This is a genomic window from Candidatus Hydrogenedentota bacterium (genome assembly GCA_035416745.1).
Lineage (GTDB): Bacteria > Hydrogenedentota > Hydrogenedentia > Hydrogenedentales > SLHB01 > UBA2224.
Window position 1 is genome coordinate 1 of the sequence record DAOLNV010000060.1, and the last position, 14,516, is coordinate 14,516.

11 protein-coding genes are annotated in these 14,516 nt (G+C 59.7%); 10 read left to right on the forward strand and 1 reads right to left on the reverse strand.

Annotated features, from left to right (window positions below):
• Nucleotides 1-324: 324 nt before the first annotated feature.
• The gene (locus tag PLJ71_16135; protein ID HQM50218.1) at nucleotides 325-1,797 is read right to left on the reverse strand and encodes a hypothetical protein; all 1,473 of its coding nucleotides are present in this window, start codon (nucleotides 1,795-1,797) and stop codon (nucleotides 325-327) included.
• 333 nt (nucleotides 1,798-2,130) lie between these two features.
• Here PLJ71_16135 and PLJ71_16140 point away from each other — a divergent pair, with 333 nt between their 5' ends.
• From PLJ71_16140 to PLJ71_16185, 10 genes are all read left to right on the forward strand, one after another.
• The gene (locus tag PLJ71_16140) at nucleotides 2,131-3,636 is read left to right on the forward strand and encodes a 2-isopropylmalate synthase (protein HQM50219.1); all 1,506 of its coding nucleotides are present in this window, start codon (nucleotides 2,131-2,133) and stop codon (nucleotides 3,634-3,636) included.
• A gap of 525 nt (nucleotides 3,637-4,161) precedes the next feature.
• The gene (locus tag PLJ71_16145) at nucleotides 4,162-5,469 is read left to right on the forward strand and encodes a Glu/Leu/Phe/Val dehydrogenase dimerization domain-containing protein (GenBank protein HQM50220.1); all 1,308 of its coding nucleotides are present in this window, start codon (nucleotides 4,162-4,164) and stop codon (nucleotides 5,467-5,469) included.
• Between the two features lie 8 nt (nucleotides 5,470-5,477).
• On the forward strand, nucleotides 5,478-5,966 hold the full coding sequence (locus PLJ71_16150; GenBank protein ID HQM50221.1) for a RimK/LysX family protein: 489 nt from the start codon (nucleotides 5,478-5,480) through the stop codon (nucleotides 5,964-5,966).
• The gene (gene rimK, locus PLJ71_16155) at nucleotides 5,963-7,147 is read left to right on the forward strand and encodes a 30S ribosomal protein S6--L-glutamate ligase (GenBank protein ID HQM50222.1); all 1,185 of its coding nucleotides are present in this window, start codon (nucleotides 5,963-5,965) and stop codon (nucleotides 7,145-7,147) included. Before PLJ71_16150 ends, rimK begins: the two co-directional genes overlap by 4 nt.
• Before the next feature lie 47 nt (nucleotides 7,148-7,194).
• Entirely contained in the window at nucleotides 7,195-8,280 is a 1,086-nt protein-coding gene (locus tag PLJ71_16160; GenBank protein HQM50223.1) for a M14 family metallopeptidase, read from the forward strand.
• On the forward strand, nucleotides 8,280-8,780 hold the full coding sequence (locus PLJ71_16165; GenBank protein HQM50224.1) for a hypothetical protein: 501 nt from the start codon (nucleotides 8,280-8,282) through the stop codon (nucleotides 8,778-8,780). Before PLJ71_16160 ends, PLJ71_16165 begins: the two co-directional genes overlap by 1 nt.
• A 210-nt stretch (nucleotides 8,781-8,990) precedes the next feature.
• Complete coding sequence (locus tag PLJ71_16170; GenBank protein HQM50225.1) at nucleotides 8,991-10,001, forward strand: Gfo/Idh/MocA family oxidoreductase; 1,011 nt, start codon at nucleotides 8,991-8,993, stop codon at nucleotides 9,999-10,001.
• A gap of 321 nt (nucleotides 10,002-10,322) precedes the next feature.
• Nucleotides 10,323-11,855 carry a hypothetical protein gene (locus PLJ71_16175; GenBank protein HQM50226.1) on the forward strand — a complete coding sequence of 511 codons (1,533 nt, stop codon included), beginning with the start codon at nucleotides 10,323-10,325 and terminating at the stop codon, nucleotides 11,853-11,855.
• 64 nt (nucleotides 11,856-11,919) lie between these two features.
• A complete protein-coding gene (locus PLJ71_16180) occupies nucleotides 11,920-12,750 on the forward strand; it encodes a sugar phosphate isomerase/epimerase family protein (protein HQM50227.1) in 831 nt (276 codons plus the stop codon).
• Between the two features lie 173 nt (nucleotides 12,751-12,923).
• Nucleotides 12,924-14,423 (forward strand): DUF2851 family protein, encoded by a 1,500-nt coding sequence (locus tag PLJ71_16185; protein ID HQM50228.1) that lies wholly within the window; start codon nucleotides 12,924-12,926, stop codon nucleotides 14,421-14,423.
• The last annotated feature ends 93 nt before the right edge of the window (nucleotides 14,424-14,516 follow it).

The following is a 14,516-nucleotide window of genomic DNA, read 5'->3' on the forward strand; positions in this document are numbered from 1 at the left end:
TTCGTTCTTGTCTTTATGGAGACAATAAGATCCCTCCAGCAAGGGCTTTCCTATCAGGCGATTGGGGGAAGATCTGTTCGGAACGGACCGGGACACCTCAACACGATTGGCCGGTGTTGGGGGCGTAGCGGGAGGTCAGGCATGCCGGGCATTTCGACGGGAGAGCGCTGTTGAATTGGCGGACAACCGTGATTATCGGGCCGGTACTCGCTGGCCGTGGCCCATGAACTGCCGAAACGCGCTGACCTCCCGCTTATTGTACCCGGGCGGCTTGGGCGTATGGGTAGTGCTTCACGCATCAAGCACTGCACCAGGCGGGCACGGCTATTGCTGTGAACCAACTTCGCCGGTCGTTCTTTCGCAGACAGCGATGCCGAAGTCTTCATGTACAGGGCGGTAATATCGCTGGACCCATTCCGTGAGCCAGGGGGGACGCTCTTCGTCGGGCTCACGGTCAAATATGACGTACCGGGGGGGATGGCGCTCGACATCGCGGAGAAATTCCCTCTGAGCACCGAGAAGCGAAAACAGACAATGGTGAAACAACCTGCCAGGGGCTTGACGTTCAGTGAAGGGCAAGACCTGCGTAATGGCCCCTCCTGCCATCTGCACATAGTCATCCTCCGTTGAATGCTCACGCACCCACTGCCCAATTTCCTGTGCGCGGTCTGCCTTCTGGAAAAACACGTGACTGAGGCCGTTGAGTGTTGCGTTTGCCGGAAAGAACAGCAACACGATTGTGAGAACCAACGCTGCAAACGCTTGACGGTGTTGTTCCTCTTCGTGGAAGGTCAATCGAAGCAACTCTGCGGCGGAATAGCCGGCCATAATGCACAATGACGGAAGTATCTGCTTGAAATGATGCCCGAAATAGCGGCCAGAGGCATTCACGCCAAGGAAGTCGAATGCGATCCATATTAGAAGCGCAGCGGCTACAAACCGTTTCTCAGGGTCTCGTACAGCTCTGCAAACGAGGAATAGAAGAAACGGCAGAAAGAGTCTCATTTCGGGGGAGGTCCATTTCACAAGCCCGGTGTATATCTGGTGCGTGAGAGACGCGTCGGATTTCATGCCAGGCTGCAATAGGATGAGCCACGCCCCCTCCCAGTAGACGTGAAGAGAGACCCCCGACAACAGAAGAGGCAATAGAACCGCCAAGAAGGCCAGAATGAGTCCGGCGCCATAGGCAGCCAAGGCGCAAAGCATGCCTCGCCAGTCTCTCTTGGTGACGCCATACAGAACGATGATCAGAGCCAAAGCCGCAAAGGAGGTGAGCGCGACCTGTTTGAAGTTAATGGCCGCTGCGAGGGCCGCTCCCGAGCAGACCAGCCAGGGCCACACGGAGCCTGATTGTTGGTGCCTATTCCGTGCTTTCAGCGCGAAGTACCATGCTGCAACAACGAACAGAACCACGTACGTCTCAGTAACGTGGACGAGAGCGCCTTGCGTGTACTGCCAACAGGACGCCAGCGAGAAACAGGCGGCGCCGATTGCTCCCGCCTGGCGGCTGTGATACCGGCTCAGTCCGCCCAGTACGATTGCCGCGGCGCTCACGCTGGCGGCCATGGCAAGCACCCGGCCGGCAACATACCCTATCCCTGGAAACAGGGAAGCCAATGCGTAGACGTAATAGATCCCCGGGGGTTTGTTATCGAGGGTATCCACATAGGGAAGCAGGCCTTTCTGCGCCCACATCTTGCCCATGTAAAGCCATACGCCTTCGTCGTTATGGGTGGGAATCCCGAGTGAGATCAATGCCAGCAGCGCGGCAAAAGACAACAGCAAGACTGGTGGCATCCACCTGGATTCCAAGAACGAAGCCACTGCCTTCATGTATTTTGCCCCCCTTCATGCGCTACGAACCTGGCCGGTCGGCATCCCCACATTTCAAATTATACTTGGTCCAGAGGAATCGCGCCAAACAGTTGAGGGACAATATCTCTTGGCGGATAGACGGACCGGGCGTTCGGAGCAGGCATTTCGCAACAATGTGCACGACGGAGTGAGCAAATTGACTCACTTCGAGCCGCTTTGTTACTCTCCCTTCTCTAAACTCATTGTATTCGATGCGCATATGTATGTGATTTCACGAATCGGCCTGCGGCCACACCGGGTCCGGGAGGACATCAGATGGCGGAACGAATCGCGATTTTCGACACGACCCTGCGCGACGGCGAACAATCGCCGGGAGCGAGCATGAACGTCCACGAAAAGATCCAGATAGCGTTGCAGCTTGAACGGCTAGGCGTGGATGTCATCGAAGCAGGGTTTCCTATTGCCTCGCAGCAGGAATTCGAGGCCGTGCAGACGATCGCTGCCACCGTCACGAAACCCAGTGTTGCCGCTTTGTCGCGTGCCGTCGACAAGGATATCGAGCGTGCGGCGGCGGCGCTTGAGAAGGCGGCGTGCCCCACGTTGCATACGTTCATAGCAACTTCGGATATCCATCTTGAGCACAAGCTGCGTATGACGCGCGAGCAGGTGATGGAACAGACCGACAAGGCCGTGCGGCTGGCCAGGAGACTGATCGACCGCGTGGAGTTTTCGGCTGAGGACGCGACCCGTTCCGCGCTTGATTACCTGGTTCAGGTTACCAGGATAGCGATTGACGCGGGCGCATCGGTGATCAATCTTCCCGACACGGTCGGGTATACCACTCCCGGCGAGATCGAGGAAATGTTCCGGTATGTCATCGCGCATACGCCGGGCTCGGACAAAGTGGTGTTTTCGAGCCATAATCACAACGATCTTGGTCTGGCGGTTGCCAATGCTCTGGCCGCCGCGCGCGGCGGCGCCCGCCAGATCGAGTGCACGATCAACGGAATAGGCGAGCGCGCCGGAAACACCTCTCTGGAAGAGGTAGTCATGGCGATAAAGACCCGCCAAAACGTTTATCCGTTCGAGACGGGAATCATCACGGAAGAGATCACCAATGCCAGTCGGCAACTGAGCAATGTGACGGGCCTGCCGGTACCCTATAATAAGCCGATCGTGGGGCGAAATGCTTTCGCGCACGAAGCCGGAATTCACCAGCACGGGGTTATCGCCAGCCGCATCACGTACGAGATCATGACGCCGGAATCCGTGGGCAGAAGCCGGAGCGAACTCGTGCTCGGAAAGCACTCGGGCAAGCATGGCCTTGCCAAACGGTGTGAGGAACTGGGCTACACGCTGTCGAAAGAGGAGTTGCAGCAGCTCTACGACCGGTTCATCGAACTCACCGACCGCAAGAAAGAAGTGTTTGAAGACGATTTGCGGGTGCTGATCGCTTCCACGCGCAACGAGACTTTCGAAACGTATCGCCTGGCGCACTTGCGCACTTCGGGAGGCGACCCGACCATGGCGCTGGTTAAACTGCAGCACGGCGAGGATTTATTTGTGGAAACCGCCACCGGAGATGGGCCGGTTCACGCTGCGTGCATGGCCATCGAGCGCATTACAGGGATTACGGGGAGGCTCAGCGAGTTTCAGGTTCGGGCGGCGACTCCCGGAAAGGACGCCCTGGGCGATGCCCACGTCACGGTAGAATTCGCGGGCAGGGCTTATTATGGAACCGGCGCCAGCACCGATATCATCGAGGCGGCGATCTCGGCATATCTGAACGCGCTCAACAAATACCTTGCCATGAAGCAATAGCCCGGGCGAGGGGGAAGAAGTCAAGAAACGCCCCCTCCCGCGTTTTCGAGAGGCGCTCTTTGTTAGCATCAATCATGCAACTGTTTTCGGTCCCGTCATCTCGCCTGATTCTTGTGTGCGCGCGAGCTTCGACATCCAATCTGGCTACGCCCTAAGGTATGCGCCTGCCTGCGCGTCAGCGGAACGCCCCAGTTGTCTGCACGGGTTGTTCTTGATCTTCCTACAGAGCGCACCATCACTGTAAATATTGAAGAACGGGCTATATTCTCAGGAAAATGAAGTACAGGTGGCCATAAGCTGCATCGGACCCCTCGAATTCGGGACGGGCCACACGGAATATGCGGTCACTGGTCCGTGTGAACCCCCTCAGGGAGGAGTCCTATGGTTGCGAATGCCCTGGCTTATGTGTCATCCTTATCGGTACCGCCAGGCTTTACGCAACCAATGTGAGGTAGCATCTTCCAGCCGGCGTTTTTTGCAGCCGGTAGCCACGTCTTGCCGACCGAATACAGGGGGAAATAAGGAATGAAACTGGGTAACAGGCTTGAAGAATACGTACATAGCAGGGAACCGCAGACACGGTCGGGCATGCTTCTTCTGGAGAGTGCCCGGCGGCTCCGCATCAGACCCGAGGAGGTGGAGGAGGTCATCAAGCCATGCTCGGTATATATTCAGCGTTTGCCGGTACCCATCATGGGCAAGGTCGTAAACCTGATCTCAGGCATTGTACTGCATAACCGCGCACGCGGCCCCTACAAGGGGGGCATTCGGATTGCCAAGAATATCGACATCTGGGAGACCACGGAACTTGCACGATTGATGACGTTGAAGACCGCTTTGGCGGACATTGACCTTGGCGGAGGCAAATCAGGGATCAGTGTCGATTTACAGGCGCTCTACATGGCAATGGTCAGGGAGAAGCGGTTTATGGGCGATTTCCGCGAGTTTGCCCGCATCGCGAAGGCCGACATTATCATTGAGTTTACGGAGCATTTTGGGTGGTTGTTTTCCAGCCACCGCTATATCCCCGCCCCTGACATGGGCAGCGGCGGCGAGGAGATGGTCCGCATCTACAACGCCACGCTCGACCCCGCCTCGGTTACGGGAAAGCCCGATGGCGTCGAGGGTTGGCTGCCGGGGCGCACCGAAGCCACGGGATACGGCGTCTGGTATGCTACCCTTAAAGACATGGAGCGGAAGGGCCTGGCCCCCGACCAATGTACTGCCGCGGTTCAGGGATTCGGCAAAGTGGGCATGCATGCCGCGACTATTCTGAGTTGCTCCGGCGTGCGCATTGTCGGCATAAGTGATTTAACAGGTGGTGTTTACGAGCCCCAGGGTCTTGATGTACAGGGCGTAGCGAAGCATTATATGCGTTCGGGGACACTCCAGGGCTACAAGGCCAGGCCGCTCACGCACGAGCGCCTCTTCCGGTTGAAGGTAGACTATCTTGTGCCCGCCGCAACGGGCCATGTGATTACCAAGAAGAATGCGGGGGAAGTCGGCGCGCGGGTAATTGTTGAAGGGGCCAATATGCCGGTAACCTATGATGCCATGCAGATACTGAAGAGACGGGGGGTAGAGATTCTTCCCGACGTTTACGCCAATTCGGGGGGCGTCATCGCGTCGAATATTGAGTATCGCCAAGCCTTGGGCGGTGTCCGATTCACCAAGGAGATGACGTTTGCCCACATTCGCGAGCGGTTCGACGCCATGTACGAGGCCATGGCGCCGATCATGAAGAAGGGCCGCACGATGACCGAGGCGAGTGTCGACATTGCGCTCTCGAGGGTGCACCAGACCATGCTGGAACGCGGATTGCTTTCCCGATAGGGCTCTAGATGCGCAAAAAGGCCACCGAGCAGTTGAAAGAGCCTGCATCCAGAACCGTCATCGGCTGGTCCGAGTATGTGGCGTTTCCCGACTGGGGCATTGGGCGCTTGCCTGCGAAGGTGGATACCGGCGCACGGACGAGTTCCCTGCATGTAGACAATCTTGAGGTGCTCGATAACGGCCAAGTGCGCTTTGAAGTCGTTCTCAGCCGCAAACATAGCCACAAACGGGTCCGGGTCACCGCGGACGTTCAGAAATGGGGGCGTGTGCGGTCCAGCACCGGCCATTACCATACGCGATGTTTTGTCAAGACCCGGATCCGGGTGGGTCTTGTTGAGAAGGAAATCGAGCTTTCGCTGGCATCGCGCGAGCAGATGCTCTATCGTATGCTGTTGGGCAGGAAAGCGCTCGAGAAGGATTTCCTGGTAGACGTTTCCAAGCGGCGCGCGCTCGGCAAGCCCAAGAAGGCCAAACGGAAGACAGCGACATCGCCATGAAAATCGGCATTTTAAGCCGCCAGCCGCGGATCTACAGCACCCGGCGTCTGCGCGAGGCGTGCAAGCAGCGGGGCCACGCTGTCCAGGTGATGGATACCCTGCGTTTTGCCATTTCTCTTGAAAAGCAGGAACCCGAACTTTACTACCGGGGCCGGAAACTATCGGCCTTCGATGCGGTAATTCCCCGTATTGGGGCATCGATCACGTTTTACGGTCTGGCCGTGTTGCGGCAGTTCGAGCAGATGGGCATCTACGTTCCCAATGAATCGGTGGCGATCGCCCGGTCGCGCGACAAACTGCGCGCGACTCAATTGTTCAGCCGGCACTCGATCGGCATCCCGGCCACCGAATTTGTCCGCGACAGCAGCGACATTCTGCCAGCGATCCGGCGGGTTGGCGGGGTGCCGGTAATCATCAAGGTGATTGAAGGCACGCAGGGCGTCGGCGTGATCCTGGCGGAAACGGAGAAAGTCGCCGAAGCCATCATCCAAACCCTGCACGGGGCCAAACAGAACGTCCTTATTCAAAAATTCGTCAAGGAGAGCAAGGGCTGCGACATCCGGGCGTTTGTGGTCGGCGACCGGGTTGTGGCCGCCATGCGGCGCATAGCCAAGCCTGGTGAGTACCGGAGCAACGTCCACCGCGGCGGGTCCGTCGAGCCCGTCACACTCACGTCCGAGTTCAAACAAACGGCGCTTCGCGCAGTCCAGATCATGGGATTGGGTATCGCGGGGGTGGACATGCTCGAGTCGTCCGAGGGTCCTCAGATCATGGAAGTGAACTCCTCTCCGGGCCTCGAGGCCATTGAAAAGGCCACCGGAGTGGATATTGCCAGTGCCATAATCGAGTATATCGAGCACCAGGTGCTCTTTCCTGATGTCGATCTTCGCCAGCGTCTCCGTCTCACCGGCGGGTTCGGGATCGCCGAGTTCCCCGTGCGCGGCATGTCCGAACTGGAGGGTAAAGCGCTTCGCGACACCCCGCTTGCTGAGCGCCATATCTACGTGCTTACCATCACCCGCCACGATTGCGTCATTCCCCAGCCCAAGGCTGACGACGTCGTCCAGACCGGCGATGTCCTGCTTTGCTATGGCGATCTGCGTGAGCTGCGTAGTATGATGCCGCCGCACAAGCGGCGAAAGCGCGAGCGTAAGCGCGAGAAGGAGAAGGATCAAGGGTGAGCGCCCACGTAGGCCTGCACGGCAGGATGTCGCCAGAGTGCCGACCATTGGATGAACGCAGAACACTCGTAATCGCTGGCCAGGACATTCCTCTCGGCGAGACACGCGAACTTCAGTTGCCTTTTGACGAGACCTACCTTGGTGAGTCTATTACTCTTCCTATCTACGTCATGCGCGCCCCCCAACCCGGCCCCCGGCTTTTCCTGACGGGGACTCTGCACGGCGACGAACTCAACGGCATGGGTATCATCCGGGAACTTTTGTATGGCGACCCCCTCGAACTGCTTAGGGGTTCGCTCATCCTCATTCCGGTCATCAACATTCACGGTCTCGAGCGCCACTCGCGTTACATGCCCGACCGCCGGGACCCGAACCGCTGTTTTCCGGGATCCTCGCGCGGCAGCCAGACCAGCCGTATGGCTCATGCCATCTTTACCGAGATTGTGAGGCAATGCGACTACGGCATTGACTTTCACAGCGCCGCCATTCAGCGCGTCAATTACCCGAACGTACGGGCGTATACCCGCAACGCCAAGACGCGCATGCTCGCCGAGGCGTTCGGATGCGAGTTGATCGTGAACAACCAAGGCCCGCAGGGTTCGCTCCGCCGTTCGGCCGTGCAGGCGGGCGTCCCGTCCATCATCCTCGAGGCGGGAGAAGTCTGGAAGATCGAACCTGCGGTGGTTGAAATCGGTGTGCGGGGCGTGCTCAACGTGCTCCGGACCGTCGGCATGCTCGGGGGAGAGCCGTCAACCCCCCCCTTCCAGCTTATCGTGACCAAGACCACGTGGGTTCGGGCTCCCATGGGCGGCATTCTGGATTTTCACGCCCGGCCGGGGGACGTTGTGCGGCAGGGCGACTGCCTCGCCACCATGTCGAGCATCTTTGGCCAGGCACAGTCTTCGCTGGCCGCGCCGGTGAACGGCATTGTGCTTGGGATGACAACGATGCCGGTGGTCAAGCCCGGCGGTCCTGTCTATCACATCGCGGCCCTTTCGAAACGCAAATTCCACCAGGCCCAGCACCATATCAAGAACGGGGAACGCCGGGGTCTTCTGGGCCGGGTCCGCCGCGAACTTGTGTCGGCCATGCCCTTCCGCGAACATGGGCCGCATTTCCCAAACGAGATGTAATGAACATTGGAGGCGGGGCCGTGCTTGAGATGAAAGGACTTTCGTCATTCCTGCCCGGGATGCTTGCAGGGTTCGTCTTGGGCGCTATCGCGATGCTTGTCTTTCTGCCACTGCCATCCGAGATGGGCTTTGTGAGAGAAGCCCATTACGCGACTCATACGCAAGCCGTCGCTCACGGGGCCGTAAGTTGCGGCTGGCTCCCGGAATTTGTGCCCGGCTCGGCCACCGACATAGCCGAGATCCACAAGAACGACGCAAACCACAGTCTCTTGCGCTTTAGACTCCCGGGGGACGCCCGCGAGGCGTTGCGTGAGAGTCTCTCCCCCATTTTGCCGCTCGAATGCACGCCCTCCGCTCCCGACCTGAGCCGTTTGGTCGACTGGTGGGAGCACGATGTTTGTGTCTTGCCGGGTTACAACACATTCTTGACCATGCATCGAGGCGACCCGTGTTTCGCGGCGATTTCAGAGGAATCGGATATGGTTTATGTGTGGTTTTAGCCGTCGCGCGGACGCGTGGCCATAGCACTCGGGAAGAGCGGACTGGTCTGTCGGGTCATTGGGGTCGGTCTGAACTCATCAGGTCGTACCGTCTGGCCCGATACGAATCTCTTCAGACGGTACCCCTCGCTCGGCACGCTTGACATCCCCGGCGCGTAAGGCTATCACTAAGTCATCCAGAAGGTATGCTTCAACTCCAGGGGGTGCGCCATGGACAAACTGGGCATGGGTATTGTGGGATGCGGATGGGTTTCTGAAGAATACATCAAGGCGGCTTTGCACGATGGGCGCGCAGAGGTCCGGTCCCTGGTCAGCCGCAGCCTGGGCAAGCCCGAAATTTATCGCCAGCGCTACAACCTCGACTGTACCGTCGGGCAGGATTACGAGGAGATGGTTCGGCGCGGCGACATTGACATCGTTGTTGTTTCCACGCCGCACGACCTGCATACCGGCCCCGTCGTAGCAGCTGCCGAGGCCGGCAAACATGTCATCATCGAGAAACCCGTCGCCATAACGATGGAAGATGTCCGTAAACAGCAGGCCGCGGTCAAGAAAACCGGCGTGAAGACCATCGTCAGCTTTGTCCTCACGTGGAATCCGCTGTTGATGACCATCGACGAACTGATCCGGACGGGCGCGCTTGGCAACGTCTTCATGATCGAGGTCGACTACCTGCACCGCATCTGGTGCGGAACCAAGAAATGGCTCGGCATCAAGAAGCAGGCGGGCAGCTCGTTTCTGGCGGGCGGATGCCACGCCGTCAGCGCCATGGAATGGTTCGCGCGCAGCGACGCCGTCGAAGTCTGCGCCTACTCCGTCAAGACCGAGAACCCCAACGATTATCCTGGCACCACCACCGCGGTTGTGAAGTTCGCCGACGGCAAGATCGGCCGCACCACCAGCTGTTTCGACGCGCAGATGCCGTACGTTTTCAACATCGGCGTTTATGGCACGGAGGGCTCGGTGCGAAATGACAAGGTGTTCGCGCCGAAACTTTTCCCCGGACAGAGCGGTTTCATGACGGTTCCCTGCGTGTTGCCCGACAGCGGCGATGTGGCGCACCATCCGTTCCGTGGAGAGGTGACCCATTTCATCGACTGCATTCTCGAGGACAAGAAACCGTTTCCGAATCTCGATGACGCCGCGAAAACCATGGCCGTCTGTATCGCAGCCGATATTTCGAGCGCCGAGGGGCGTCCTGTGAAGACGGCGGAGGTGTAATGAGCCCTCGGCCCGGGCCTTTCTACCCGGCACCAGTGACGGGGCGCCTTTTCAGAACGAGATCGAAAGAGACTGAAAAGACCGCGCCGTGAGGGACCGAGATCATGCCACAGGGGAGCGAATCGGAGCGCGGACGTGACCGTCCGCGGCTTGTTGATGGGCGGGTACGAAAACCCGCCCTCCTTTGTGGGACCGGCCGCCATCGCCGGTTATTGTGTCGCGGGCTTCCGGCTTGCCCTGGTAGCGCAGGGGAGGTTTGTGCTACTTTCTTGTTGATGCACCGGCGCGTATAGCACGAGGGCTATTCGAAGGAACAGCATAATGGCGAAACAGACGCATGATGGTATCAACCGGCGGGAGTTTTTGGGCCGTACGAGCCGCAGCGCCATAGCCGGCGGCATGTTGGGGGCGGCAGCCCACACGCCCACGGTATTGGCTCAGGCGCCAGAACAAGCGCCACCGGCGGCCGCGCAGCCTGGGGCGGGTCTGCTGGTAGGATGGTCCACCGTCAGCATCACGCCGGACAAGCCGGTCCAACTGCACGGCCAGTTTCATGAGCGCGTCTCGGAACGCGTTCTGGATCCCTGTCTGGCAACCGCCCTCGCGCTGGAGCGGAGCGGCGAGAACGGCGCCGAACAGGCGATTATGGTCAGCTGTGACCTCGTCAACGTGCAGCGCGGCGTGGCCGAGGACGTCCGGAAACGGGTAGCCCAGGAGTTGCCCGATTTCGACGCGCGCAAGCTGTTCATCAACTGCACTCATACCCATACAGGCCCTACAATGACCGTGGGCCTGTACAAAGACCCCGACCCGGGTGTGATGAGCCCGCAGGAATACGCGGAATTCTTTGCCCAGAAGGGCGCTCAGGCCGCGGTCGCGGCATGGAAAGCGCGTCGCGCCGGCGCTGTCAGCCGCGCCGCTGGGCATGCCGCCGTCGGGTTCAACCGCGTTGCGAAGTATAAAGACGGAAGTTCACAGATGTACGGCAAGTCCGACCGGCCGGATTTTCAGGGTCTCGAGGGCGGAGATGATCACGGCGTCGAAATTCTTTTCTTCTGGGACGAGACGAAAAAGATGACCGGCACGGTTATCAACCTGGCATGTCCGTCTCAGGTTGTCGAAGGCCAGCGATTCGTGTCGGCGGATTTCTGGGGACCGGTCCGCGAACAACTCAAGAGTCTCTTGGGGGAAGACCTTTACGTGTACGCGATGGTGAGCGCCGCTGGCGACCAGTCTCCCCGGGACCTTGTCCGCCGCGGCCGCAACGAACCGAGCATGCGCGACACCGCCGGACAACAGGAAATGGCGCGCAGGATCGTGAAAGCCGTGCGGTACGCGTATGACACGAACCAAACAGAAGCCGTGAGCGACCCTGAGTTTCGGCACCACACCGAAGAACTTGTGTTGCCGGCACGGAAGGTCACGGATGAAGAGGCTGCCATGGCGTGCAGCGAAATCGCGAGGGTGTCGCAGTCGGGCCCGCCGGCGCCGGCGTCCAGCGAAGCGGGGGTCATCACTCGCATGAACGATCTTCTCGAGCGCTACGCAACGCAGGGGGAAGCGCCGGTCTATTCGATGGATCTGCACGTCATTCGCCTTGGGGACGCAGCGATTGCAACGAATCCGTTCGAGCTGTACCTCGAGTATGGCAACGAAATCAAGGCTCGGAGCCTGGCGCAACAGACATTTCTCGCGCAGCTTACCGGGGATCGCGGCAAGTATCTGCCCACGCGGGCCGCATTGCCGGGGAAAGCCTATGGTTCGCGCGTTACGGAGAACACGGTTGGTCCTGAAGGCGGTGAGCGGCTCGTCGAGCGCACCGTTGAAGTCATTAACAGCATGTGGGAAGCATAAGGGGGATACAGCAGCACGAGGCTGCGCTTCCGCCGCATCCAACACAACCCAGGAGGGACGTTTCATGGCAGACATTCAGGTGGGATTGAACACAGAGGCATTTCGACACGCGGATAAGCCGCTTGAGTATTCGCTCGCGGCCATTCGCAAACAAGGGTACCGGTATTGCGAACTCAACATGCTCAACGGGCGCGACCTGCTTTCCGAAGCGGGCTACTACGGAGCCGTCAGCATGGAGCGGGATCCTCTCGAGGTCAAAGGCATCGTGGACAGTTTTGGCCTCAAAGTGAGCGCCGTCAGCGCTCATGCGCCGATGGCGCAGCCGGAGGTCAGCATCCCGTTTCTGACCCGTGCTATCGAGTACGCCGACGCCCTCGGGGCAACCTGTGTGTGCACCGATGAGGGGGTAGTGCCCGGCTGGATGAGCAAGAGCCAGGCATTCAATATCATTTACTATACCCTTCGGCGCGTCTTGCCCGCGGCGGAACGCCACAAGGTGCACATTGCCCTCGAACCGCATCAGAAGTATTCGGTCAAGCTTAATACGTATCTCGAGATATTGAACCTGGTCGAATCGCCTTACATGAACTGCAATCCTGACACGGGCAACATTTTCATGGCGGGCCAGGACCCTTACGAGTTTCTCGAAGCAATCGCGAAGCGGGTCGTTCATGTTCACGCCAAAGACATTGGCGGGGTCGTCATGGGCGAACGCGGCAAGGTAACGGGGGTCCCGTCAGGGTGTGCGTGCGGCGAGGGGGTCCTCGACTGGAGGCGCATCGTGAAGATACTGCGGAAAGCCGGGTTCAAAGGCGTGTTGTCGGTCGAGTGCAGCACCGAGGAACAGGGTCTCGCGAGTATCAAGCATTTGAGCAAGGTGTTGCGGGCCAAATAGACGGCGGCGCAGCTCGCGACCGAAGAATCTCAGGGCAAAGGCACCCTCCTCCTCGTATTTGAAGCAAGGCCGGAGGGGCGCCTTTGCCCTCTTTTTGCGCCCGAGTAGACAATAGCAGCCATTTGGGGTAAAGTACTTATGGGAGACTGCATTTTCCCTAGAGGGCGGTCACGATGGAGAACGCGTTGTGGGCGGAGACTGAAGTTGTGGCTGCGGGGCCGGGTCTCCGTGGATTCTCGCGCGAGTACGAGTGGCTAAACGGCATGGTCGCCCGAGGCATGGGTGTCGCCGAGGGCGGCGCGGCGGTTCCTGAGACGGTTTTGCAGTGCATTTGGTACGACCAGCTCATTCAATCCGAGGGACTTATCCTCAACGGCGGGCAACGCCTGCGGGTGGTGTTCCCCGGGTGGTGGAACCAGAACGAGGGGCCCGATTTTCGCGATGCGCAACTCGAAATCGACGGTGCATTCTTGACGGGCGATGTCGAGGTTCACCAGGACCTCGCGGCATGGCGACAACACGGGCACCATCAGGATTCCCGATACGACAACGTGGTGCTCGAGGTGGTGGGCATATGCACCGGCTCGGATGCCGGGAATGCGACTTCGCGGAACCGCGCAGTTCCCTATCTTCCGCTGGAGTCCGCGCTGTTGGATTCTTTGGAGGCGCTGGCCGAGCAGCTCCGCCTGCGGGATTATCCCTACCACGTGCCGGCGTCGTATGGGGAGTGCGCCCGACTGACCGCCGTGCACGGCGTTGAACCGGTGCTGCGGCTGTTGCGCCTGGCGGGCGAGTGGCGGATGTTGGCAAAAGCCCGCGATATCGCTGAACGGATCGAGCGTGCCGGCGAAGACCAGGCGGTGTACGAGGCGGTGATGGCAGCGTGCGGTTACGGCCCCTACAAACACCAGTTTCGGGCGCTGGCGCAACAGATTCATTACGACCGCGTGCGGCAGTTGGGTGTGCAGGACCCGTTTCTGGTCGAGGCGGCGTTCCTGCAATTGGCGGGGCTGCTGCCGGAATCCTTGCCGGAGGGAAACGGCGACGCGCCCCATTTCCGGCGACTGCAGGCGCTGCGGGAACAGCGGCTGCGCGGGTTGCGGCGGCTGCCCATGAAATGGACCCGGAACGGCGTACGGCCGAACAACTATCCCGAACGGCGGCTCGCGGGGGCGGCGCGGTTTCTTGGGCGCACGGCGAAACCGGGGTTATCGGCCGCGCTAGACGAGATCTGGCAGGGCGAGTCCAAGCCGGTCAAGCGGCGGCTGGCTTTCGAGGCACTGTTTCCCACGCCGCTCGGTTTCTGGGCGGAGCGGTGCACGTGGACGGGTAAGCCGATGCCGAAACCCACGGCCATGATTGGACGCGGACGGGTGCATGCGATCATCGGCAACGTGTTCGTGCCGGTTGCTCTGGCCAAAGCGCGTTATGCACGTGATCGGGCATTGGAGACGAAAGTTTTCGACTTTTTCACTGCGCTTCCAAAGGAGATGGAGAACCATGTGTTCAAGACGATGGCCTCGCGCCTGTTCGGGGACACCTCTCCCCCACGTTTCAGCTTCCAGACGCAGCAGGGACTGATCCAGCTGTACACCGACTGGTGCCGGTTCAATCCCAAATGCGGGGCGTGTCCGGCGCTGTCGCTGCTCAAGCTGGTCGGAGAATCCCGGTAGCGGACACAGGCCAACACAGCGCAGCGCGGTCGCAGGTGCATTGCGGTTATTTTGCCTTTCGTTGGGCGCCGTGAGGATTGGCAGGGGCGCGGT